This window comes from Ruminococcus sp. AF20-12LB (genome assembly GCF_003478985.1).
GTDB lineage: Bacteria > Bacillota > Clostridia > Lachnospirales > Lachnospiraceae > Blautia_A.
On the sequence record NZ_QUGH01000011.1, the window covers coordinates 60,301 to 85,785 of the forward strand.

21 protein-coding genes are annotated in these 25,485 nt (G+C 46.2%); 2 read left to right on the forward strand and 19 right to left on the reverse strand.

Annotation, left to right across the window (positions count from 1 at the left end; genetic code table 11):
* Positions 1-6: 6 nt before the first annotated feature.
* The 8 genes from DWX61_RS13750 to DWX61_RS13785 form a co-directional block, all read right to left on the reverse strand.
* Positions 7-1,329 (reverse strand): ABC transporter ATP-binding protein, encoded by a 1,323-nt coding sequence (locus DWX61_RS13750; RefSeq protein WP_118625862.1) that lies wholly within the window; start codon positions 1,327-1,329, stop codon positions 7-9.
* Between the two features lie 132 nt (positions 1,330-1,461).
* Complete coding sequence (locus tag DWX61_RS13755) at positions 1,462-2,268, reverse strand: ABC transporter permease (protein ID WP_118625864.1); 807 nt, start codon at positions 2,266-2,268, stop codon at positions 1,462-1,464.
* Positions 2,269-2,279: 11 nt separating this feature from the next.
* On the reverse strand, positions 2,280-2,837 hold the full coding sequence (gene rfbC / locus DWX61_RS13760) for a dTDP-4-dehydrorhamnose 3,5-epimerase (RefSeq protein WP_015527414.1): 558 nt from the start codon (positions 2,835-2,837) through the stop codon (positions 2,280-2,282).
* A gap of 27 nt (positions 2,838-2,864) precedes the next feature.
* Positions 2,865-4,181, reverse strand: a complete 1,317-nt coding sequence (locus tag DWX61_RS13765) for a D-alanyl-D-alanine carboxypeptidase family protein (RefSeq protein WP_118625866.1) — start codon at positions 4,179-4,181, stop codon at positions 2,865-2,867.
* Positions 4,182-4,199: 18 nt separating this feature from the next.
* Positions 4,200-5,330: a dTDP-4-amino-4,6-dideoxygalactose transaminase gene (gene rffA / locus DWX61_RS13770; protein ID WP_118625868.1), complete on the reverse strand. Its 1,131-nt coding sequence runs from the start codon at positions 5,328-5,330 to the stop codon at positions 4,200-4,202.
* Positions 5,331-5,418: 88 nt separating this feature from the next.
* Positions 5,419-6,711: an ATP-grasp domain-containing protein gene (locus DWX61_RS13775; RefSeq protein WP_118625870.1), complete on the reverse strand. Its 1,293-nt coding sequence runs from the start codon at positions 6,709-6,711 to the stop codon at positions 5,419-5,421.
* Positions 6,708-7,679, reverse strand: coding sequence for a hypothetical protein (locus DWX61_RS13780; protein WP_182434011.1), 972 nt, complete (start codon positions 7,677-7,679; stop codon positions 6,708-6,710). The genes DWX61_RS13775 and DWX61_RS13780 overlap by 4 nt, the downstream gene beginning before the upstream one ends.
* Positions 7,679-8,611 carry a glycosyltransferase family 2 protein gene (locus DWX61_RS13785; protein WP_118515010.1) on the reverse strand — a complete coding sequence of 311 codons (933 nt, stop codon included), beginning with the start codon at positions 8,609-8,611 and terminating at the stop codon, positions 7,679-7,681. The genes DWX61_RS13780 and DWX61_RS13785 overlap by 1 nt, the downstream gene beginning before the upstream one ends.
* A gap of 168 nt (positions 8,612-8,779) precedes the next feature.
* Between DWX61_RS13785 and DWX61_RS13790 the strand changes: the two genes are divergently transcribed.
* Both DWX61_RS13790 and DWX61_RS13795 read left to right on the forward strand, forming a co-directional pair.
* Positions 8,780-9,130, forward strand: coding sequence for an EamA family transporter (locus DWX61_RS13790; RefSeq protein WP_015527420.1), 351 nt, complete (start codon positions 8,780-8,782; stop codon positions 9,128-9,130).
* A complete protein-coding gene (locus DWX61_RS13795) occupies positions 9,123-9,461 on the forward strand; it encodes an EamA family transporter (protein ID WP_118625872.1) in 339 nt (112 codons plus the stop codon). Before DWX61_RS13790 ends, DWX61_RS13795 begins: the two co-directional genes overlap by 8 nt.
* Before the next feature lie 43 nt (positions 9,462-9,504).
* Here the strand turns inward: DWX61_RS13795 and DWX61_RS13800 are convergent, their stop codons facing one another.
* The 11 genes from DWX61_RS13800 to uvrA all read right to left on the reverse strand — a co-directional run bounded on the left by DWX61_RS13800 (position 9,505) and on the right by uvrA (position 25,455).
* Positions 9,505-11,052, reverse strand: coding sequence for a GH25 family lysozyme (locus DWX61_RS13800; protein ID WP_118625874.1), 1,548 nt, complete (start codon positions 11,050-11,052; stop codon positions 9,505-9,507).
* Positions 11,053-11,223: 171 nt separating this feature from the next.
* A complete protein-coding gene (locus DWX61_RS13805) occupies positions 11,224-14,118 on the reverse strand; it encodes a L,D-transpeptidase family protein (protein ID WP_118625876.1) in 2,895 nt (964 codons plus the stop codon).
* Between the two features lie 52 nt (positions 14,119-14,170).
* Positions 14,171-14,434, reverse strand: coding sequence for an HPr family phosphocarrier protein (locus tag DWX61_RS13810; RefSeq protein ID WP_118515018.1), 264 nt, complete (start codon positions 14,432-14,434; stop codon positions 14,171-14,173).
* Between the two features lie 58 nt (positions 14,435-14,492).
* Complete coding sequence (locus DWX61_RS13815; protein WP_118515020.1) at positions 14,493-15,794, reverse strand: CdaR family protein; 1,302 nt, start codon at positions 15,792-15,794, stop codon at positions 14,493-14,495.
* The gene (cdaA, locus tag DWX61_RS13820; RefSeq protein ID WP_118515022.1) at positions 15,775-16,659 is read right to left on the reverse strand and encodes a diadenylate cyclase CdaA; all 885 of its coding nucleotides are present in this window, start codon (positions 16,657-16,659) and stop codon (positions 15,775-15,777) included. Before cdaA ends, DWX61_RS13815 begins: the two co-directional genes overlap by 20 nt.
* Positions 16,660-16,701: 42 nt before the next feature.
* Entirely contained in the window at positions 16,702-17,808 is a 1,107-nt protein-coding gene (locus tag DWX61_RS13825) for a hypothetical protein (RefSeq protein WP_118625878.1), read from the reverse strand.
* The gene (locus tag DWX61_RS13830) at positions 17,805-18,239 is read right to left on the reverse strand and encodes a hypothetical protein (RefSeq protein WP_118625880.1); all 435 of its coding nucleotides are present in this window, start codon (positions 18,237-18,239) and stop codon (positions 17,805-17,807) included. Before DWX61_RS13830 ends, DWX61_RS13825 begins: the two co-directional genes overlap by 4 nt.
* Before the next feature lie 147 nt (positions 18,240-18,386).
* Entirely contained in the window at positions 18,387-19,094 is a 708-nt protein-coding gene (locus DWX61_RS13835) for a ComF family protein (protein WP_270427312.1), read from the reverse strand.
* On the reverse strand, positions 19,091-21,376 hold the full coding sequence (gene recD2 / locus DWX61_RS13840; protein WP_330575535.1) for an SF1B family DNA helicase RecD2: 2,286 nt from the start codon (positions 21,374-21,376) through the stop codon (positions 19,091-19,093). Before recD2 ends, DWX61_RS13835 begins: the two co-directional genes overlap by 4 nt.
* Positions 21,377-21,489: 113 nt before the next feature.
* The gene (locus DWX61_RS13845) at positions 21,490-22,473 is read right to left on the reverse strand and encodes a rod shape-determining protein (protein WP_118625882.1); all 984 of its coding nucleotides are present in this window, start codon (positions 22,471-22,473) and stop codon (positions 21,490-21,492) included.
* 132 nt (positions 22,474-22,605) lie between these two features.
* The gene (gene uvrA / locus DWX61_RS13850; protein WP_118625884.1) at positions 22,606-25,455 is read right to left on the reverse strand and encodes an excinuclease ABC subunit UvrA; all 2,850 of its coding nucleotides are present in this window, start codon (positions 25,453-25,455) and stop codon (positions 22,606-22,608) included.
* Between the last annotated feature and the right edge of the window lie 30 nt (positions 25,456-25,485).

Below are 25,485 nucleotides of genomic sequence, written 5' to 3' on the forward strand. Positions count from 1 at the left end.
CTCCACTTATTTCACAGATACTTTGGAAAACAGATCAAAATATCCCACTGCTTTCTTATCTGTGATCACGGTCAGGTTACACACATCGTAAAGACGATGAAATACGGTAAAATCGCCGTCTTTATATCCGGTGCAGCCCAGACACAGCATATATTCCCCTGCCTCCAGAGGCATCACCTGTTTGAAGGTGATCTCACGGACATCGCCTGCTTTCTGCGGTTTCAGAGGCGTATGTTCATACATGGTATTGGTTCCTGTGATCTCAGTGCCTTTCAGATCTTTCAGGGTAAATGCAAAGATCGGATCGCTGACATCTGCCTGGAACTTCACTTTCATCTGAACGGAAAATTCCTTGCCTTTTTCGATCACATTGGTGATCATACCTGTATCATCCCGGATGGCAAAATCCACGATCTCGCCAAGCTTGCTGCCATATTCCAGGACCTTGGGATTCAGGTTCAGGCTGTCCTTCATAGCTTTTCCGCTTCCGGTATGTGCTTTCAGTGAAACGTCTGCTCCGGCTGCCTGGTTTTCCGTCGCCTGTCCCTCTTCTGCATCGTCTGTGTTTTCTTCCAGATCTGCATCGTCATACTGATTGACCAGTACACGACGATAAAGATTGACCATTTCCTTGGCACCACCCTCTGCAAGCTTCTCACCTTTGTTTAGAAGCACAACACGGTCACAGTATTTTCCGATACTGCTCAGGTCATGGCTTACAAACAGAATGGTCTTCCCCATTTCCTTAAACTCTTCGAACTTCCTGTAACATTTTGCCTGGAAAAATACATCTCCCACGGAAAGAGCCTCATCAACGATCAGGATCTCCGGATCGATATTGATAGCTACCGCAAAAGCCAGACGCACGAACATACCACTGGAGTATGTTTTTACCGGCTGATAGATAAAATCACCGATATCTGCAAAATCCAGAATAGACTGCAGCTTGGCATCGATCTCTTCCCTGGAAAAACCGATCATACTTCCGTTGAGATATACATTTTCAAGTCCGGAATATTCTCCGTTAAATCCGGCTCCCAGCTCCAGAAGAGCTGAGATCCTTCCGTTTACGGCTATTTCCCCGGCTGTGGGCGAAAGTACGCCGGTGATGATCTTCAGGATCGTGGATTTGCCGGAACCATTTGTTCCGATAATTCCCACTGTTTCTCCCTTATGCACCTGAAAGGATACATGGTTGAGCGCATAATGCTCTTTATATTTCTTTTTTCTGGATAATCCCAGGGACTCCTTAAGACGGTCCATAGGATTATCGTAAAGCTTGTACATCTTACTGACATCATTTACTGAAATCGCAATATCTTCTGCCATTTTCAACCTCACTTTTGTGTAAATCGTTCACTCTCACAATCTGCCGCCGTTCTGCTTTTTATCCGTACAGAGCAAATCCTCCATGGGAACTGTCCGGTCCGGATCAGACGGATATCCGCCATCCGCATTCAATTAAAGCACATCTGCAAAATGCGGCTTCAGACGTTTGAATATCACAGATCCCAGTCCGAAAAGCAGGATCGTAACTACCCAGAAATAGATCGTCCATGAAGCATGGTTCCAGATCCCGACATGACCAAGCATGGAATCACGGTAGCCCGTAACTACATAGTACATCGGATTCAGCTTAAACAGCTTGATCAGCCATGGATGTGAAGAAAGCATATTGATATCCCACATGATCGGTGTAAGCCATACACCCACCTGAAGAAAAATACTGATGATCTGGGTCAGATCACGGAAAAAAATGACGATCGCACTTGTAGCATACACAAGTCCCAGCACAAAAAGGAAGGTGCAGACAGAGTAATAAATGATCTGCAGTGTATAAAGGCTTGGTGTATATCCGTAGCATGCACATAAGATCAGTGCAAAGGCCACAAAGAAAACATGCACGAAAAGTGCGGAGATGATTTTTACGATGGGAAGGATGCTGATCTTAAATACAACCTTCTTCACAAGATAATTGTATTCGATCAGAGCATTGGTTCCACCGTTTAATGCGTCCTGGAAGAAAAACCACGGTACGATACCGGATACCAGATAGAGTACAAAAGGATAATCCGATACCGTTCCGGCCTTCAGTCCTACGGAAAATACAAACCAGTAGACCAGGATCGTTACGATAGGCTGGATAAATGCCCAGACAATACCAAGATAGGATCCTGCATATTTTGTTTTGAAATCATTTTTTGCAAGGCTTAAAACCAGCTTTCGATTCTGGTACAGCTCCGCCGGCAAAGCTAATATTTTCTTCATTCTGCAATTCCTTATCGATTCTTATATTCCTCGAAGCTTCCCCACTTCTGGTCCTTGTCGGAGAAAATAAGCTCCATGCCTTCCGGGATCGGCCACTCAACGTTAATGTCCTTGTCATTCCAGATCAGTCCGCCCTCATCGTTTGGATGATAGAAATCAGAACACTTGTAGGTGAACTCTGCATTCTCGGAAAGTACCAGGAAGCCATGAGCAAATCCCTTCGGGATAAAGAACTGTTTCTTGTTTTCTGCGGAAAGGACTACGCCATACCATTTTCCAAAAGTCTTGGAGCCTTCACGAAGGTCAACCGCAACATCAAACACTTCTCCGTTTACCACACGTACCAGTTTATCCTGGGGATAGCTGATCTGGAAATGAAGTCCGCGGAGAACACCGTAACGGGAGCTGGACTGATTATCCTGAACGAATTCCACATCAATGCCTGCTTCCTTGAAATCGTTATAATTGTACGTTTCCATGAAATATCCTCTGGAATCACCAAATACAGTTGGCTCGATCACTTTCAATCCTTCAATATCTCCGCACTGTGTTACTTTTATTTTTCCCATTTTTTTGTTCTCCTTTTCTGTTTTGATTTATTTGTGATGTTTCTTTTCTTTTATTCTGAGAGCCGCAAGAAGGGCGATCAGGATCAGGATCATCGCTGCCATGATCATAAGAAGGATCTTACGCAGGGCAGGAATGCTCTTTTTTTCGCTGGTGTCCTCTCCAGCTGTACTCTTCTCTGTTGTTTTGCTGTTATCTTCCTCTGCTGATTCTGTGGAAGCTTCCGCTTCGGAGCTGTCCGCTTCCTGGCTGTCCTCTGCCGCAGCGGTCGGTTCCGGTACCGGTGTATCAGTTGCCTGTGCAACACTTGCGGTACCGATCAGATAATCTCCGAAATAGTAACCGGTTTCTGTTTTCCCATTGGTATTCTCTGACTTCTCGGTAAGGGAATTCAGCTCCACCCCTTTTGGAAGGAATACATAGCCGCCATTTACTTCTGTTTTTGTGAAATTCTCAAATGCGTAATTGAACATAGCTGTACTGTCCATACAGGAATTGGAAAGCTCTGTTCCACGCATGGTCACTGCAATATATGTGGTATTATCTCTGGTCACTCCTGTGACAAGTGTATGCCCTGCCGCAACGGTAGTTCCGGTTTTTCCGCCAATGCAGCCTTCATAGTAAAATCCGCTTTCCGGTGCAAACATAGGATGATGGGTATGCAGGATTCTCTGCTGGCTGTTCATATTTGTAGGCTGGATGATATAGTCCGGTGTGCCCACAACCGTACGGAATGTTTCATTTTTCAGGCCTTCTCGGAAGATCAGCGCCATATCCCGTGCTGAAGAATAATGATTATCATCCGGAAGTCCGCTGGAATTTGCAAAATGTGTATTGGTACATCCGATCTCACTGGCGCGCTGGTTCATCATATCGATAAATGTCTGCTCTGTCCCGCCGATATGCTCTGCGATCTGTGCCGCAACGTCATTGGCAGACTGGATGATCAGAGCATGAAGACACTCCTCCATAGTCAGGACTTCGCCCACCTTTGTGCCGATATTACTGGAATCTGCCGTAACATTACGCACCCCGGTCTCTGTAAAGGTCACCTTCTCATCCATGGTGGAGTTCTCCACTGCCACCAGCAAGGTCATGATCTTGGTAATGCTGGCCGGATATCTCTGTTCATCTCCGCCCTTGTTATAAAGAACAACTCCTGTGTCTGCATCCATCAGGATACCGGTATCTGAGGTAATATCCGGTCCTGCCGGCCATCCCTGGATCTGGTTGGTGCTGATGTCATATTTCGCATTCAGATCCACTGCAGCCATGGTCTGTAACGGCAGCATCAGTGCCACACTGACTGCTGCGAAAACTGCCAGTAATTTTTTTATTTTTTTCATAGTTCTCCCCTTCTTCTTTCAAAACCCATCAAAGGAAGCAATCGCATCCACAACTCTCTTCGCATCCTCCATATCCAGATTATAGAACATGGGCAGTCGCATAAGACGCTCGCTTTCTTTTGTAGTATAAACATCTTCTCCGGAAAATCTTCCGAATTTTTTTCCTGCCGGTGCGGAATGAAGGGGTACATAATGGAACACACTGCAGATATCCTTTTCGCGGAGATATTTCAGAAGCCTTGTGCGTACCTGGATATCATGTACCTTAATGTAGTACATATGTGCATTATGTGTGCATTCTTCCGGTACATAAGGCTGCTGGATCTTTCCTTCCTCCGCCAGAAACCTGAGGTTCTCATTGTAAAAATCATAGATCTGCATCCGCTTATCGCTGATCTTCTTATGCTGCTCCAGCTGGGCATAAAGATATGCCGCATTCAATTCGCTCGGAAGATAGGATGATCCATAATCCATCCAACGGTATTTATCTACCTGACCACGGAAAAACTTACTGCGGTCCGTTCCTTTTTCTCTCAGGATCTCTGCCTTCTCCAGGTACTGATCCCCGTTGAACAGGATCGCACCGCCCTCTCCCATGGTATAGTTCTTAGTTTCATGGAAGCTGTAGCAGCCAAAATCTCCAATGGTACCAAGGGCTTTTCCCTTATAGTAGGCATCCACACCCTGGGCCGCGTCTTCCACTACCTTCAGATCATGTCTTCCGGCAATCTCCATGATCGTGTCCATCTCGCAGGCTACTCCTGCATAATGGACCGGAACGATCGCGCGGGTCTTATCTGTGATCGCCTGTTCGATCAGCCTCTCGTCAATATTCATGGTATCCGGCCGGATATCCACAAATACGATTCTTGCACCGCGAAGCACAAATGCATCTGCCGTTGATACAAAAGTATAAGACGGCATGATCACCTCATCGCCAGGCTGGATATCTGCCAGAAAAGCAGCCATCTCCAGTGCATGGGTACAGGAGGTTGTCAGCATCACATGGCCCACATGAAAGCGCTCTTCCATCCATGCAGAACATTTCTTCGTGTAGATCCCGTCGCCGCAGAGCATTCCCCGTTCTACTGCGTCACGGATGTACTCAAATTCCTTACCTGTAAACGCAGGTCTGTTAAAATCAATCATGTATTTCCTCTTTATTTCTCATTCTTCATGGTTTTTCTACATTAACTGTACATTCCATTTTCTCACACTCATGTTGTAAATTCAATGCTTATTTTTCTGCCGGTGCATAATCCGGGATCTGATTATGGTATGCCACCTCCTGGCCGTTGGGGTCCAGAATATGCATTTTCTCATAAAATTCCTCTGTGAGAAGATCCATTTCCTTACGATTCTCTGTTTTTACATAATATAATGCCAGATACGGATTAGGACCATGCTCAATGACCTTCTCTCCTTCCTGATAAAAGATCCAGGGCTTTTCCACCTGTTCTTTCTCTCCCAACCGAACTGCCGCAGACTGATCTCCGATGGTAAGAAGCCTTCCCTGAAAATAAATGACAGCTCCACAACACTGTGGTTTATGAACATCGTGTTCTGCAAGCATTTTTTCCAGTTTATCCGGATCATAGAGAGATGCAAGAAGAAGCTCTTCCATATTAAATCCATAGACCATATCGGTCAATTCATGCTCATATCCGAAAAACCGTGCGGCGATCTCGCAGACCTGGATACCTTCTCCCGGCTTCCAGAAAAACTGCATGGAAAGGGCTCCGTCTTTCTGGCCGGTTCTGTCCGCATATGCCTGAAGAAGTTCTGTGGCAGGCTTTTCAACTTTTGACAATAATCTGGAAGGATACACATTTCTTGTGCTGATGGGGATCTCACCTTTGGCAACAAATGTCTTTTCACGGTCTGCAATACTGATCACATGGACTTTTCCATGCCGCACCCAGGTCATCATATTGAATTCATAACCATCATTATATTCTTCCACCAAAATCTCCGGCATATCAGAAAATCCTGCTGTTTTTTCTGCCCCGTTTATCAGCTCATCCAGATCTTCGGATATATAGATCCCGCGGGAGCCGTATTTATCCAGTGGCTTGCTGACCACCGGATAGCGAAGTCCCTCAAGCAGCTCTTTCAGCTGAGTTTTTTTGGACCTGTCTTTAAAATATGCGATCGGGATTTTTCGAAAGCCCGGAGTGGGAAGTCCCAGTTCGGTAAGCAGTGCTCTGGTCGCTGATTTATCACGATACCAGGGAAGCTGCTCCGGTTTCAGATAACAGGGGATTCCTGCCCGGTCCGCGATCTTTACCATACATTCCAGAAGAAGGTCGGAAAAGGATGTGATGATACCATCAATCTCTTTTTTCCGGCAGAGACAGGCGATCTGTTCCGTATCTGTTACCGGGATCTGAAATGCCTCATCTGCAAATTCTCTTGCCGGACCATCCGGATATCCGTCGCAGACAATGGTGTAGTATCCTTTTTCACGGGCCTTTTGCACCAGCTGCACAAATTCTCCCAGTGTTCCCAGTATCAGCAATCTGTGTTTCATGATTCCGTTTCCTCCCATTCTCTTATGGAATCCGCGATATACTGCATTTCTTCTGCCCCGTATCTCTGATCACAGGGAAGCGGCAGCACATTGGCAGCCCAGTCATATTCCATGGTATCCCTGTCAAATTCTTCCAGGATATTGCGCCAGTTTGTTGGCACAAAAATCTTCCGGCCTGCCAGCCAGTGTCGAAGCTCCAATCCGTTCTTATGATAATACGGATAGGCAAACGGTCCCTCCGGCACCTTCCCTGTAAAAGCATTCCTTGAAGGAAGAAGCTTCGCCAGCAGACGGTAGTTCTTTTCTCTTCTTGTTTTGATACCGGAATAATCCATAGTCCTGAGGAGGTTTCCGGTCAGACGGGACATTCGGCGGATCTCCATCTCATGATAATTTGCTGCATTATCCAGCATTTTCTGATAGAAGGTTCCGGCATCATATTCATAACGTCCCAGAATATGCTCCATTCTTCCCATGGAATGGTCCAGAGGCTTCTTTTCCGGTTCCAGCTCCGCATCGGTAGACAGATATGCTCCGTCACTGACTCCGAGAAATTTTCTGCAGGAATACAGAGTGTCCACGCCAGGCAGCGGTTTCTGAAAAAACGCATGCGTATGATCCACAATGATATTTCCATAGATTTTTTTATATTTCCGAATCTTATCATCGGTAAGCTGGCCATAATAGTTTACCAGGTACAGATATTCTCCTTCCGAAAGTGTTCTCTCCTCAAGGACCGGATGCAGACCTTCATCCATATGATAAAATTCGATTTCTGCCCCGGATCTCTCACAGGCACCGGTTACGGAATCACAGAGAAAAAATGGCAGGTAGATCTTTCTGCACTTACGTGCTTCCATCAGCCACAGAAGCGCTGTTCTTCCGAGATTCACGCCGCAGAGATCAGGATAGTATTCCTGTCCCGCCGGTTCTTCCAGTTCCAGATAGCCGCCGATCTCTTTTTTCATCAGTCTGTCTCCTCCTGACGAATCACATAGTGCGGCATCTTTTTGGCCTCATTGAGAATATTCATGAGATAAATACCGATGATCCCGATTGAAAGCAATGTCAGTCCGAAAAATGCCAGCATCACAAGCATCAGGGATGTCCAGCCTTCCACTGAGATCCCACACAGAAAATATCTCACCAGATAATAGATCCCCAGTAAAAAGCTTACCAGAAAACTGGCAATGCCGATGTTTCGCACCATAAGCAGCGGAAATGCCGTATGGGCAGTAATATCATAGATGAGATCCTTCACAAGGCGGCGAAAAGAATATCCGCTCTTTCCATATGCACGCGCTGCATGCTGCACCGGAACATTGATGATACGGTTGGAGCTTAAAACCAGAAGATTTCCGATCTGCGGAAGATATGTATTGGTTTTCAGCATGGCTTCCACCAGAAACCGACGTATCAGTCGATAACTGGTGATCTGAAGGTTCGGATCCTTGCCGAGCATTTTGGAAGTTGCCCATACAGACAGCTTTGTGCCCAGCTTCCGGATCAGATTATGCTTACGTCCTTCATAACTTGCGATGATCACATCCACATCGTCACGTTCCTTCATTACATTGATCATTTTGGGGAGCTCCTCGGGCTGATGCTGAAGGTCATCATCCATAGTTACTATGAACTCTCCCTTTGTGTGGGCAAATCCGCACAGAAGCGCAGGATGCTGTCCGAAATTCCTTGCCATCTGGATGATCTTGACACGGGAATCTTTTTCCCGGAGTTCTTGCATAACCGCAAAAGACCGGTCTTTGGACCCGTCATCTACAAGGATCAGTTCAAATTCTTCTTTTATCGTTTCCCGGAATACTTTTTCCAGACGAGTGTACAGTTCCTGCAGCGTATGTTCTGAATTGTATACAGGAACAACCACTGAATATAAACACATATCGTTTTTCCTCTCTTTTGTATCAATTGACACTTATCGTTTAATCTTATCATTTTCATTTCCTGTTGTAAACCGTTACATTGTTCAAACATTTTCTTGCATAAACCTGCCAGATGATATATATTGATTATCAGTCTATGATAATCACATTTATGATATGGAGGAAACATGACAAAAATCAAAGATTATATTCAGCTTCATCTGAATATCCTGCTGTTTTCTCTTACCAGCGTTTTTTCCAAGCTTGCATCGGTTTATTATAATAAAGAAGGACTTCATAGTCCTCTTCTCTATGTATTTCTTTTTCTTATGATCGCAAACTGTGGGATCTACGCCATTGCATGGCAGCAGGTGATCAAAAAATTTTCTCTTTCCACGGCCTACGCCAACAAAAGTGTCTATCTTCTGTGGTCCCAGGTATGGGCTGTGATCATTTTTCACGAAAATCTTTCGCTTCAGAACATCATCGGCATCCTGATCGTTCTGATCGGAGTCTGGATGGTGCAGAGATATGAATAGAACATTTATGCTGATCATGCTGGCCGGAACCTTTTTTTCGGCAATTTCCCAGGTACTTCTGAAGCAGAGTGCCAATATGGAATACAAAAATCCCCTCCGGGAATATCTGAACTGGCGGGTGATCCTGGCCTATGGTATCTTTTTCGGAGTGCTGCTCCTGAATACCTGGTGCTACACCAAAGTGGATATGAAATTCGGGCCGGTGATCGATACTGCCGCCTATGTTTTTGTCCTGCTGTTTTCCTGGCAGATCCTGAAAGAAAAAATTTCCCGCGGAAAGATCATCGGAAATCTGATCATCATCCTGGGAATCCTTGTTTATACCTTATGAACATAAAAATGCCGGCAGCTTTACGTTCGCTGCCGGCATTTTTTTATTTTTTCTTATTTGCTGCGGATACAGTTGTGTATACACCATCTTCATCAAATGTATAGCTCTTTCCGTTTTTCTTAATTGTACAGTTTTTGTACATGATTCCTGTTTCCGGATCAAAATAATATCTCTTTCCGTCCAGTTTGATCCAGCCTCTCTGCATCTTTCCATTGGAGCCAAAATAATAGGTATGGCTTTCATCGTTTCCGCTCCATGTATAGAATACATTTTTGACCATAACGCCGTCACCGCCAAAATAATATACATCATTCCTGCTGTTCATATACCGCACGTGTCTCATCATGTATCCATATTTGGCCTGAAAATAATAATAGTTCTTTCCCACCTTTTTCATGCCCTTTAATGCATGTCCGTTTTTGTCAAAATAATATTTTTTCTCCTTATAGGTGATCCAGGTATTTTTCACAAGGACTCCATTTTTGTCTACATATCTGGAAATGTTCTTGGAATCCCTGATCAGCTTTGAACGGCACATTCCTGCGGTCTTATGGATATAATATTTCTTATTTTTCACCTGAACCCAGCCGTATTTTTTGACACCATTGACATAATAAAATTTCTTTCCGTTCTCTGTTGCCCAGCCGGTTTTTCCTTTATAGTTGCTGGTATCCGGTCTGGTGGATGCTTTGTAGCCGGTCTGTGCATGCCATCTGGGTGTGATGATCTTGGTATAATCAACATAACCGAAGTCAATATCTACAGTAGAATAAGACGGGATTCCCGCAACCAGACCCTTGGTGGTATTCAGATATCCGCCACCGTCACCATCGGTGGACTGCCAGATGGTATATTTGTACTTTTTCTTGTCAGGAGCCGGGATCGTATCACCGTACCGCGCAAGCCATACATCATAACCTGTCATCTTGCTCCAGTCAAGCTTGTTGTCATACCAGTCTGTATTGCAGTAGATCATTGGATGATATCCGGCTTTTTTTACCTCATTGCAGAAGGTTTTTGCCAGATCCGCGATCTGTGATGCGGAAAGATTACGCATCTGATCATATTCAATGTCATAAACCACCGGATAGGATACTTTATATCCATCCATTTTACGGATGGCAAGCTGCGCTTCCTTCAGTGCCTGCTGTGTGTTCAGTGCAAGGCTGTACACATAGGTTCCTGTCGGAACCCCTGCCTTCTCTGCCTGTTTCATGTTATAATCATATGTGTTATCCGGATGGTTCAGGCCATAGGAGATCCTGACAAAGGCAAAATCTACATTGGACTTTTTGACCTGACCCCAGTTGATGGTATCCTGCCACTCGGAAACATCGATTCCACGTGTAACAGCACCTTCCAGCTTCTGGCCGCTTCCGTTATAGCAGACACCGTTGATCTTCTTCCAGGCCTTTGAACTTACCCTGGAATTCTGTGTTGCCTTCCCGCTGGGGACCTTTTCTTCCTCAGCAACTGCCTCGCTTCGGTCTACGCCTCCGCCGCCCATGGCCATCGCTGTAGTTCCCATTGTTCCGATTCCCAGCAGTGCTGCCATACAGCCTGCCACCAGCCATTTCTTCCAGTTTTTCATTTTAGTTTCCTTCCATAAAATATGTTGTTTATTTTTGCATAACTTTTATTATACATATGGAAAAATGGAAAGTAAAGCCATATATGGAAAAAGACCGATGTCAGCTACATACAGCTGAACATCGGTCTTCTGTTATTCTATATATTTCTTTCTGGTACTGTTCGGTAAAGATCACGGAACTTCCGGGTCTGTAGGATCAAAGTTTCCGGCTCCACGGAAAGTTGCCAGCGGTCTGCGGCCTAATGGTCCCTTGAAGGATTCATTATTAACGTAATTTCCGCTGCTGTAAATGTGGATCGTAGAACCGTTACAGTTCTCATATACCCACTTCGCATCAGCCACACAGGTACGGATGCATCCGTGAGATGCAGGCTGACCAAGCTTCAGATACTCACCTGCCGGAAGATTGTAAACACTCCTGGTCGATCCGGCCACGGAATGGATAAAGATTCCTCCCTGTCCACATCCGTCAACATGTGTTCCGTACTGTCCCCAGGACGGTCCCATCAGCGGCTGCCATCTCAGACTGCGGCTCAGTCTGTATGTACCATCCCATGTAGGTGTTCCGGAAAGACCTACAGAAACGCGGATCGTCTTAACCGGAATGGTCTTGCTGCTATTTGTGTATACAGTCATAACACCGTTGGTCTTGTCAACCTCCAGGTAATATGGTCCTCCGTAAATACTTGAAACATCATTGCGGCGGTAACCATTCTTATCAAAGTAATACAGTTTTCCATCGATCCATCTGCTTGTATTGGTCAGATACTTGGAACCGCTGTCCGGATCGATATATTTGACCTGATCATAGTAATCGCTGATGATCACCCAGCCGGTGGAAAAACGTCCCTGGCTGTCCAGATAACCATTTACGGAACCACGCTTCATGGATTTATTTGTCACAACGGTATAGTTCTGCAGATAGTACCAGTATTTACCGACCTTCTGCCAGCCTGATTTTTTCAGAACGCCGTTGCCGCCTGCATAATACCACTTATTCTGGTAACGGATCAATGTACTCTTGTACATCCAGCCTCTGCGCGCATTAGCATCTGATGTTGCAAAGAAATAATATTTTTTGCCGATCTTGGTCTTTCCGGTTGCAAGCTGTCCTGTGCTGTTGAAATAATAGCTCTTTTTGGAGGACTTGTTTGTTACCATCTGGCTCTTATAATGATTTCCATTTTTGTCGAAATAAAACCATCCGAAGAACTGGCCTTTTGCATCGGTCACCTTCTGCCAGCCATATTTTTCAACAATCTTTCCTGCTGTACTTCCGAAATAATAAATCTTGTTGGATGCACCCGGGCAACCATGCCAGCAATTCTTCCAGGAAACTCTCTGGCCATTGTCTCCGAAATAATATCTGCTGCCTTTATACTTCACAAGTTTTTTTGTAATGACGCGGCCCTTGCTGTCTGTAATATAATATGCGTTATTCTGCGCCTTCGCCATTGTATTCGTCATAACATAGCCGCTGGCATTCAGCATGTACCGATATTTCTTGGACATTACAGGTGATACATAAACTCCATGTTTCATGATCTGTCCACGTGTGGCAGCCTTCGGGCTACAATAGATAAAACGTTTCTGATTTTTGCTGTTTAAAACATATGTCCATCCGCCATAAAAGAGCTTTCCTGGGATCTCTCCTTCCTTTGATGCCGGCTGGAAGTAATACTGATATGTTGTGGAACCGGTTGTCAGCTTCAGGATCCCTGTTCGCGGTTTTCCGTTACGCATCAATGTATAATAAGCATTTCCGATCTTCTTGATCTTGCCTGCAAGGTTCTGAGCCTCTATGGATTTGTAATCACCCTGAGAATTATAATAGCGGAAAATAGTTCCTGTCCATAACCAGTAATTTCTCTTCTGCTGGCCAAGATTGGATGTCCACGGTGTGATCGTTTTTCCGGTGGAATCCGAATACAGGGAAGCTTTGGAGCTTTCAAGGAAATACCATTCTGTCTTCTGTGTTCCGGTATAACCTGCTGCACCCGGCTCACGGGTCATACGGCCGGTTACCAGATATCCGTCTTCATTAAAAAGATAATATCCCACATGTCCGTTGGTATCGATCTTAAGAAGGCCATCCTGTGCAGTAAAATAATTGTCTTCGATGGAACCTGTTTCTGATGCCAGAGAAGCATTCCCCTCATCCATGGCAAGAGTCTCTGCGTTATCTACGCTCTCTGATGTTTCGGCTGCAGCTTCTGTTTCTGCGGGTGCTGTCTCTGTGGCTGCTGTCTCTGTAGAAGCTTCTGCTGCGGATACTTCCTCTGTAGAAACTTCTTCTGCTGCACCTTCCTCGGCTGCAGTCTCCTGCTCTCCTTCTGCTGACTCATTCTGGATTGCCTGAGCCTGCTCACTCTCTGCTGCACCATCCTGAAGCGCTTCAGTCTGCTGTACTTCCTGTGCTGCTACAGATGTTTCATCAACTGTTTTCTGCTCTTCTTCGCTGCTTTCTGCCGGATCCTCAGAAGCTTTTCCCTCCGGGGCTGCAGATGCAGCAACCTTCTTTTTGCGGAGTCTGTAAAAACCGTTTGCAGAAACCCAGTCACTTGTCTTTGCAACGACTACACCGTTTACCAGTGATGCTCCGGTAGCAAAAGTTTCCTCTGCCTTGTTGTTCTCTACTTTGTTCTGTACTGCGGTATCTGTTGCCGGTGCATCCAGTTCCCGTGCATCACCTGCACTGAAATCATCACCCGGATCTGTACTGTCCTCCGGTGTCGCATCCGGTGCTTCTGTAACCTCCGGTGTCTCTGTAGTTTCCGGTGTTTCTGTAATCTCCGGTGTTTCTATAACATCCGGTGTCTCTGCCGGATTCTCCGGTTCAGCCGGTGTTTCTTCTGAACTGTCAGTACTACCTGTCTGATCCGCTTCTGTCTTCGGCTGCTGTACAGTCGTTCCCTCTTCATCACTGAATACATCCTCAGCCGGATCGCCGGCTGTCTCTGCTGCCATCTGCACGTCTGTACTTCCCAAAGCCGCAGCGCCGGCTTCCAGAGTTCCGCCCATGCATAATGTCAGACTAAGAAAAATTGCCACAACTCTTCTCTTCACAATAATCCCTCCTGATCATGCTGCTGTAAATAATTACTGTATCTGTTACGTATCATTCGCCCAGTCCGCCTTCGATAAGAGCCACAAGTGCATCTATCGCAGCCTGTTCATCCTCACCCTCGCAGACCAGTGTGATCTCATCCCCGTTTTTTACACAGGCCCCCAGAACACTCAGAACACTTTTGGCATTCGCTGTACCTCCGGCATACTGAAATGTTATGGACGATTTGTATTTTATTGCCTCGCCGCATAAAAGCCCTGCGGGACGAAGATGAAGCCCTGACGGGTTCCTGACCGTTACCTTATAACTTAACATTGCTGCTGTCTCCCTTTATATTACTTATCCTTCAAACCTTGTCCAAAGCTATGGTCTTTTACTGATTGCTGCTGTCTACATTGGAAACCTTAGAGATTTTGATCTCCGCAGTTACATCCTCCAGCAGTTTGTAGCCTTCCGGAAGACTGATTTTGATCGGTACTTCGTAGCTGCCCTCCTCCCAGTCATCCATGGAAAGTACTGCTCCTACCGACTTCAGATCGAATTTGGAAAGATCTTCGTCTTCCGCCTGCACCTTTAGCTCAATATCTGCAACTTCAAATGCCAGCTGCAGATCATCAGGCAGACCTTTTACTTTGATATCCTCTGTCGGGAAGCTGTATATCTTACTGCCCTCCGGCAGGATATTGACTGTGATCCAGAGGTCCGTGCTGGATCCAGATGTCAGCTTAAGGCCATCCGGAAGAAGCTCTGACAGGTTTACTTTCTTTTCCACGTCATTGCTCTTTCCTGAAATATCCACATTCTCATTATCAAGATAAATAGTATTTCCCTGAAGTTTCAGATTATCCAGTGCTTCTTCACTTCCGGCTACGCTGAAAGTCTCCGGTACTGTCGTGACACTGTCCACAACATAACCTTCTGCCGGTTCTCCCGTATATCCCGCACTGATCCGTATATCAGAACGCACCTTCCAGAGCTTTGCCGTGACATTGACCTTTCCGTTGTTGTCAAATTTCAGATAGCTCATGGAATTTGATGAAAGTGTATCCTGATTCTTATCTGTAATGGTCAGTTCTGCGCCTGTGATCGTCGTATCCTGGTCGATTCCCTCAAGCTTTGAACTTACATCCACACTCACACTATCTATTTTACCAACCAGGGATTCCGGTCCTGTAATACGGACTTTTTCCGGATTTGCAGTAAGAGAAGCAACCTCCAGCCCCTGTGCAGGCTTGCTGTCATCACTGGTAACATTGATCGCAAATTCCTTGGTTACCTTTTTTTCCAGATGGACACTTAGATTCTGCGGTGACACCCTGACATTCTCCGGAAGTATCCCGGAACAGGTTGCTGTAATGGGGATCATTACAGGATCTGTATCGGTAGACTGGGCCTGCTGCAGGTCTGCAACTGCCTTAATATCACTTGAGGTGAGACGGTTGACTATCTTCCGCTCACCTGTAATATAAACACGTACTGAATTTTCACGATCATCCTGCATGACCATCTCGCCCAGCTGATCCACATAAGCTTCGTTGATGATCTGCACATCTGAGATCACAAAGCCTTTCGTAATGATAGGGTCATCAACATTTACTACGATCAGCCACACCAGGATTCCCACAATAATCGACATGATTTTCAAAGGGATGTTCTTAGTCAGATTTTTCTTCATGTTTCACTCTCCCTTTCAGCAGATTTCTCAGCTTACCGTTGTCAACAACCTTTTTATTCTGAGCAGAAACAAGTATTTCACGAAGCTGTTTGCTGTTAAGCCCTCTGGATAACTCACCGCCTCTGGCCACAGAAACCTGCCCCGTTTCTTCCGAAACAATGATCGTAAGAGAATCCGTAGCTTCGCTGATGCCCACACCTGCTCTGTGTCTTGTTCCCAGCTGTTTGCTCAGTTCCATATTATCTGAAAGAGGCAGATAGCAGGTTGCTGCTACCACGCGGTTACCTCGCACGATCACCGCTCCGTCATGAAGAGGTGTATTATGCTCAAAAATATTGATCAGCAGCTGACTGGTAAGGATACCGTCAATATTGATACCGGTTCTCACATATTCGTCAAGCCGGATCTCTTCCTCGATCACGATCAGTGCTCCGGTCTTAACTTCACCCATATCAAAACAGGCCTTCACCAGTTCATTGATAGTCTTGTCATTGAAACGCTCCTGCACTTCCCTGCCGGAATCAAAGGGAATAATGTTAGAAACAAACTTCTTCTGTCCCAGCTGCTCCAGGGCCTTCCTCAGCTCCGGCTGAAAGATTACGATCACACCGATCACCAGCACATTAGCCAGATTCCGGAAGATCCAGAGGATCGTATTCATTTTGAAGATATATGCGACCAGGATAAATCCAAGGACGATCAAAATGCCCTTCAGAAGGGTATATGCACGCGTGAATTTGATCCATGCCATAAACTGATATACAAAAAAGGAAATCAGTCCGATCTCAATGATATCTATCACGCCAAATCCCGGAAGGGAAATTTTTCCCAGATATCCGACCACAACTGTCAGCACATTCTGCATAAGTCTCCTCCTTTCTTCCTGAGCTATTCCAATCGTTCCTGTTTAAAGATCCTTCAGTGATTCCTCCAGCTGTTTTTCGAAATCGATCTTGTCCAATCCCTCCGGTTTCTCACTTACTGTATTTTCGGAAACCATATCCGGCATCTTTACTGTATGCATTTCTTTCTTCTCAGGAAATACATCATCACTGAAAGACACAACACTGTCTTTTTTTTCTTCTTTTACCGGCTCCGCATTGATCTTTTTGATACTTCTCTCAGAAGTGGCGACCGATGCCTTCGGAACGGCTTTTACGTAGTAATAGTACTCATCATCCTCATATTCCAGACGTTCTGTTCTGCTGTAATCTCCGCCAAAAACAAAGAACTCCAGAACAAATCCTGCCAGTACGGAGATCACTGTGGACAGGATCATCGGCACCATGGCTACCGTAATACTGAGGCAGAAATCTCCGGCAAGGATAACCAGGATATAGATCACGCCGCCGGCAATGACAGCGATCCTCCATGCATAATCAAACGCCCGTGTTCTCAGAAGGTTCACAAACAGGACCACTGCCACAAACGCAATCACCGTGATCCACATTGCCCAGTTGTGGACAAGTCCGTCAGAGATCAGCTTCAGTTTTTCTGTGATCTCTGCGGCAGGATCACTGAGTGCCGCCGACTGCGCATGTACAAACCGTATAAAATAATAGATCACAACACCGCATCCGGCCGGAAGCGCTGACAATGCGCTGCCCAGCAGGCCTGCTCCGATCGGCATAAGTGCAGGAACACCAAATCCAAAGGAAAGTGGTGTAAGGATCATTGCAAGATTCTGTGACCTGCTGAATCTGAGGAACAGGATCATCATCAACAGAATAAGAAGCAGCATAAATCCTGCCGTTTCGATCCCGACTGCATAACAGTGACCGATCATCAACACAAATCCCATAAACATCATCACGGAAACCGGAAGGATCGAACATACAAGCGCCAGGATCAGGACAATAAAAATATTATCCAGCTGTTTCATGTAGCCCATATTGCTGTTGATCCAGAGAAAATAGGCAAATGCCAGAACAAACTTCAGAACCGGCAGTATATATACTTCATATTGTCCGTAAAATCTTTTGATATTCTGTTTGATCTCAAGTAAAGCTGTCATTTTCTATGTCCTCCTGCATTTCTCCGGACCGGATTTCTTTTTTCCTCCCGCCCGTAGATTTTTTCCAGTCTTGTAAGATCCTGATAATATTCCCTGACACTTTTTTTTGCCCGGAAATATTTCACAGAATACTGGATGTAGGTCAGTATCGAATACATGACAAGTACGATCAGATAGCCGACGACGATATAGATCCCAACCTCGACCAGATTAATCTTATTCACATTATCCATAAGATATTCGCTGAAATATGCAGCAACACCTGCAAGTCCCAATACATACCCGATCGTTACCAGAAAAAAGTTTCTGATCAGTGCAAGTCCAATATAATCACTTCGATAATATCTGCTCACCGGAAGATACTTCCTGCCTTCGCCATGTTCATACATAGCCAGACGGTTCATGATCTTCACTTTTTCTTCATTTACCATAAAAATAACTCCTCATAAGCTTTCTTTATCAGGAAAATCCCCGATATATGATCCGCATTACGCTTTCCATACAGTTATACTGTTTAACTGCAATCAAATTTATTGTAGCATAGTTCCATACCTATGAAAAGTGTTTTTTCGGCTGTTTCATGCCCTTCCTGCGCATATTGTCAGAAAATAAACTTTCTCTGCACCGGCCTCAAAAAGACACATTGCCATGGCATCTGCTGTACTTCCTGTTGTGTATACATCATCCACCACAAGTACAGAAAAACCCGTGATCTTTTCGGTTACCCGATATGCATTTTTCAGGTTCTGACGCCTCTGTATGGCATTGAGTTTTTTCTGAGATCTTGTGCTTCGTATCTTCTTTACCAGATGCTCATTCCATGGGATCCCTGTAAGATCACTGAGCCTTTCTGCCAGATACGCTGCCTGGTTAAAGCCTCTCATCCTTTTTTTTCTGGGATGCAGAGGAACGGGAACGATCAGATCAGGCTTCCACCGTTCCAGATATTTTTTTCCGAAGACGCTCATTGCCTTTGCATAAAAATCCCCATATTCCCGACATCCGTAATACTTAAATCGTACCAGAGACTGTCTCCAGACCTCTCCGTACCAGAAAATACTTCTGCCCTCCGTAAAATGATGAGCACCCTTGCGGCAGTCTTCACAGTATTCTTCTTCCATTTTTACCGGTCTTCCGCATTTCATACACCGGGGACCAGATATAGGTCTGACCTTTCCGGAACACTCCGGACAGATCAGCCGATCTTTTTCTTTCAGTATCTGATGACACAGCGGGCATTTTTTCGGGTAAAGCATGTCCAGTAAAAAATCTGTTGTTTTTTTCAAGAAAGTCCTTTCTCCCCGATGGCGCTCTCTTTCTGTTCAGATTCATCCAGCTCCCGGATCCGTCTGTCCAGAGAGCTGTATCTCTGCTGCTGTTTTTCATTGCGGATCATCTCCGCAAAAGTGGTCTCGCTGCCTACTACGGTAACACATTTTCTGGCTCTGGTCACTGCTGTATACAGAAGATTCCGATTCATCAGCATCCTTGGTCCGGAAAGGATCGGAAGGATCACTGCCGGATATTCTGAGCCCTGGGACTTATGTATGGTCACTGCATAGGCAAGTTCCAGTTCCTCAAGCTGTTTGAAGGAATATTCTGCCTGTCTGCCATCCTCAAATTCCACGGTGGCCGTTTCCGCAAATTCATTGATCTCCGTCATAATACCGGTGTCTCCGTTAAACACGCCCACGCCTTTATCCACAGGAATCTTGTATCGTCCAAGGATTTCCCACTCCAGCTGGTAATTGTTCTTCACCTGCATCACCTTATCCCCTTCACGGAAAAGACGCTGTCCGATCTCTTTCTCCTTTTTCTTTTCATCCGGCGGGTTCAAATATCTCTGAAGGATCTGGTTCAGCCGCTCCACACCTAAAAGTCCCTTACGCATAGGAGTGAGCACCTGAATCTCATAAGGCTTTGCATCTACATAACGCGGAAGCTTCTCCTGGATCAGTGCGATCACCACACGGATAATGATGTCCGCGTCATATCTTTTCAGAAAAAAGAAATCTCGGCTCTTGTTATTGATGGTCACCTGCTCGCCCCGGTTGATCTTATGGGCATTCACCACAATATCACTTTCAGATGCCTGGCGGAAAATCTTTTTCAACTCTACTACCGAAAAACAGCCGCTGCGGATAATATCCCTCAGAACATTTCCCGGGCCTACACTGGGAAGCTGATTTTCATCACCTACCAGGATCAGCCTGGTCCCTGCTGTCACTGCAAGAAGCAATGAATGCATCAGTGCGATATCTACCATGGACATCTCATCAATGATGATCACATCCGCTTCCAGCGGATTCTCCGAATTCCTGTCAAAATGAACTGCACGGCCTTCCTGCTCTTCCTCCGGCATCCCGTTCAGTTCCAGAAGTCTGTGGATCGTCTGAGCCTCGTATCCGGTAGCCTCTGTCATTCGCTTGGCTGCACGGCCGGTAGGGGCTGCAAGCCGCAGCTCAGCGCCTTCCTCTTCAAAATAACGGATAATAGCATTGATCGTTGTAGTCTTTCCGGTTCCCGGCCCTCCAGTCAGAATGAACAGACCATGACTGGCAGCTGCCGCCACTGCCTGTTTCTGCATTTCATCTAACCGGGTTCCTGTCTCCTTTTCGATCCTGTTGATCCGTTTCTCCACCATCTCCTCATCTTCCGGGCAGAGAATGTTCAGCTCACAGAGCATTCTGGCTGAATTCAGCTCAAGATAATAATATCGTGTGGGATAGACAACTGCACCTTCTTCTGTTTCTTTCAGGATCAGTTTCCGGTCTACTATCATGTCCATGAGATGTTTTTCCATGTAGGAGGAATCTACTCCCAAAAGTCCGGATGCCCTGGAAAAAAGTTCCTCCTTCGGAAGATAGATATGGCCTTCTCCTGAAGCCTGTAGGAGAGTATACAGCATTCCGCTTCTTATCCTGTAATCTGAATCTGTATGGATCCCGATCCGGGAAGCGATCTCATCTGCGATACGGAATCCCACACCACTGATATCCTCTGCAAGGCGATACGGATTCTCCTGCAGGACTCCATATACAGTCTGTCCGTATTTCTGATAGATCTTTGCGCCGAGATTCAGCGATATCCCGTATTTCTGGAGAAAGATCATAGCGCGGCGCATATCTGCTTTCTCCGTCATCTGTTCTGCGATCTCCATGGCCTTTTTTTCGCTGATTCCCTTGATCTCAGCCAACCGCTCCGGTTCTTCCTCCACAATACGCATGGTATCATCGCCGAAACGACGTACGATCCTGGCCGCCAGTGCCGCACCGATCCCTTTGATCGCGCCGGAACCCAGATAACGTTCCATGGCCAGTGCATCCTCCGGCATTTTTTCTACGTAGGAGGATATCTGAAACTGTTTACCATACACCGGATGTGTTGTATAATTTCCGGAAGCTTCAATGGCAGCCCCCTGGGTGATTGCAGGAAATGTTCCCACACAGGTCAGTTCCTGTTCCTCTTCCATCCCTTTCAGTACCATGACCGTATATCCATTATCTTCATTCCGGAAGATCACATGATCTATATATCCTGTAACTGTCTCACTCATTTTCTTCTCCATCTGTAAACCTCTGATAACAGCAAAAGGCACTGCAGCTGCAGCGCCTTATCTGTATGAGTTTCCTGCGGCAATCTCTTCTCTGCTCCTGTGCCGTCCAGACGACCCATAACGGTTTACATCCTTGACATGATTTCCGCATATTTTCCTGTTCCTGCAGCCACTACAAGCATTGCATCCTGTACAGTCAGTGTGCTGACTCCTGTTTTCTGCTCGATCAATGTATCCATTCCATGCAGCATGGCACCTCCACCTGTAAGAACGATTCCTCTGTCCATGATATCTGCCGCCAGCTCTGGTGGTGTTTTTTCAAGAACACCATGTACAGTCTCCACGATCTGCCCGGTCGTTTCCCTCAAAGCGGTCCGGATCTCCTCAGAAGTCAGTGTTGCCACCTTCGGAAGTCCTGTGATGATATTTCTGCCCTTGACCTCCATCGTTCGAAGATCCGCTTCTTCACTGGCTGTTCCGATCTTGATCTTGATATTCTCCGCTGCATCCTCCCCGATAAAGAGACTATGCTTCTCACGTACATAATTCATGATCGCATGATCAAAATTATCTCCTGCAACCTTCACAGAAGTGGAAACAACCACTCCCCCTACCGATATGACCGCAACATCTGTAGTCCCTGCACCGATATCCACGATCAGATTACCAAATGGCTTGGTGATATCTACACCTGCACCGATAGCAGCAGCGATAGGCTCGTCCACAAGAAAAACTTCCCTGGCTCCTGACTGATAGGCAGCTTCCTCAATTGCTTTACGCTCAATCTCCGTGATCCCGCTCGGAACACTGATGCTGACTCTCGGTTTCCGGAACGCTCTTCGTCCCATAGCCTGTGAAATAAAATATTTCAGCATCTTTTCCATTACATTATAATCTACGATCACACCTCTTCGGATCGGCCAGATCACTTCCATATTGGAAGTCAGATGGCTTGCCATCTGTCTGGCTTCCTCACCGATCGCTCTGATCTTCTCTGTATCTTTATCATAAACAACCACAGAGGGCTCTCTTAAAACGATCCCCTTGCCTGTGGAAAACACCAGACTGTTTCTGGTTCCCAGATCGATTCCAATATCCTTTGCCGGCATAAATCCTCCCGCCTGCGTCATACTCATTCGTATGCTGACGCATTTCTGACTTATTCTGTTCCGGTCTGTGCCGAAACGTTCCCGCACTTCATTATATACAAAACCACAGAAATTGAAAAGAACTTTTACCGGTTATTTCTGTTCCAGATATTTTTTCACATATTTACCGGTGTAGGAAACCGGATTCTCTGCTACTTCCTCCGGAGTTCCTCTGGCAATTACCGTTCCGCCTCTGTCACCGCCTTCCGGTCCGATATCAATAATATGATCCGCCGTCTTGATCACATCCAGATTGTGCTCAATGACCACAACGGTGTTTCCTCCTTCAGACAGACGGCGCAGGATCTCGATCAGCTTGTGGACATCCGCAAAGTGCAGTCCTGTGGTAGGCTCATCCAGGATATAGATCGTCTTTCCGGTACTGCGCTTGCTGAGTTCTGTAGCAAGCTTGATACGCTGTGCTTCTCCTCCGGAAAGAGTGGTGGAGGGCTGCCCCAGACGGATATAGGAAAGCCCTACATCGTACAGGGTCTCGATCTTTCTCCGGATTGACGGTACATTCTCAAAAAATGTCAGTGCTTCTTCCACAGTCATATTCAATACATCATAAATGCTCTTGCCCTTATACTTCACTTCCAGAGTCTCACGATTGTAGCGTTTGCCCTTACAGACTTCGCAAGGCACGTATACATCCGGAAGAAAATGCATCTCGATCTTGATGATTCCGTCACCGCTGCAGGCCTCGCACCGTCCACCCTTGACATTAAAACTGAAACGGCCCTTCTTGTAGCCCTTTGCCTTGGCATCTGCGGTGGCTGCAAAAAGATCACGAATCTGGTCAAAAACCCCGGTATATGTGGCAGGATTGGAACGGGGAGTTCTTCCGATCGGGGACTGGTCGATATTGATCACCTTATCCAGCTGATCGATACCCAGGATGTCATCATGTTTCCCGGGGATCACTCTGGCACGGTTCAGGTCTCTGGCAAGTCTCTTGTACAAGATCTCATTGATCAGAGAGCTCTTACCGGAGCCGGAAACACCTGTGATACAGGTCATCACTCCCAAAGGAATATCTACGTCGATATGCTTCAGGTTGTTCTCTGCCGCACCCTTTATATGAAGAAATCCGATTGGTTCCTTCCTCACTTCCGGTACCGGGATCTTCAGCCTTCCGCTTAAATAAGCTCCTGTCACAGACTCCTCATTTTTCATCAGATCCTCAGCTGTCCCCATTGCGACCAGTTGTCCACCATGTTCTCCGGCTCCGGGGCCGATATCGATGACACAGTCTGCCGCACGCATGGTATCTTCATCGTGCTCCACCACAATCAGACTGTTTCCAAGATCACGGAGACGCATCAGTGCCCCCAGAAGCTTGTCATTATCTCTCTGGTGAAGCCCGATACTCGGCTCATCCAGGATATATGCAACCCCCACAAGCCCGGATCCGATCTGTGTGGCAAGACGGATTCTCTGAGCCTCTCCGCCGGAAAGGGTTCCGGTAGCTCTTCCAAGTGAAAGATACTCCAGACCAACCTCTGCCAGAAATCCAACTCTGGCACGGATTTCCTTCAGGATCTGCCTTCCAATAAGCTCCTGCTGCTTTGAAAGCTTCAGATTGCAGAGAAAACCCTGCAGCTTCTGTACCGGCATATTGGTCACTTCATAAATATTCTTATCCGCCACAGTCACTGCCAGTGACTCTTTCTTCAGCCTCTGTCCCTTACATGTGGTGCACGGAGTAATCTGCATAAAGCTCTCGTATTCCTGCTTCATGGCCTCAGAACCGGTTTCACGGTATCTCTGCTCCACATTGCGGATCAGTCCCGGGAACGCCACATCGTAAACACCTTCTCCTCGCTGTCCTTTATAATAAACCTTCACAGAATGACCGCCGGTACCATGGATGAGGATATCCTGAACCTTTTTCGGATACTCGCAGAAAGGCGTATCCAGAGAAAATTCATATTCCCTTGCCAGGGCATCCAGGATCGCTCTGGAAAAGCTTCCCTGCGTGGTACAGGACTGCCATCCGAGAACAGCGATAGCCCCTTCATTGATACTCAGTTTCTTATCCGGGATCATCAGATCGATATCAAATTCCATCTTATATCCAAGACCCAGACACTGCGGGCAGGCACCAAATGGATTATTAAAGGAAAAGCTCCTGGGTTCGATCTCATCAATGCTGATGCCACAATCCGGGCAGGAAAAACTCTGGCTGAAATTCAGAAGCTTCCCGTCCATAGTGTCTACTACCAGCAGACCATCCGCCAGATCCAGTACGGTTTCAATGGAATCGGAAAGACGCTTCTCTATTCCCGGTTTCACAATAAGTCGATCCACAACGATCTCAATGTTATGTTTGATATTCTTATCCAGCTTGATCTCCTCGGAAAGCTCATAGAGATTTCCGTCGATCTGCACTCTCACATACCCGCTTCTTCTGGCCTGATCCAGAAGTTTGACATGGGTTCCCTTGCGGCCCCGTACTACCGGTGCAAGAAGCTGGATCTTCTGGCGTTCCGGAAGCGTCATGATCTGATCCACCATCTGATCTACCGTCTGTTTGCGAATTTCCCTTCCACATTTGGGACAGTGCGGGATTCCCACACGGGCATACAGAAGTCGGAAATAATCATAGATTTCTGTTACCGTACCCACTGTAGAACGGGGATTCCGGTTCGTTGACTTCTGATCAATGGAGATTGCCGGCGGAAGACCCTCGATACTCTCCACATCCGGTTTCTCCATCTGTCCCAGGAACTGCCTCGCATAGGAAGAAAGTGACTCCATATAACGTCTCTGTCCCTCTGCATAAATGGTATCAAATGCAAGAGATGACTTACCGGAGCCGCTGAGTCCGGTAAGTACCACAAACTGGTCTCTGGGAATATCGACGCTGAGATTCTTAAGATTATTCTCATTGGCTCCGCGTATCCTGATAAAACGCTTCTTATCGTTTGCTTCTGCTGACATGAAACCTCCTACTCTGTCCGGTCATACAAA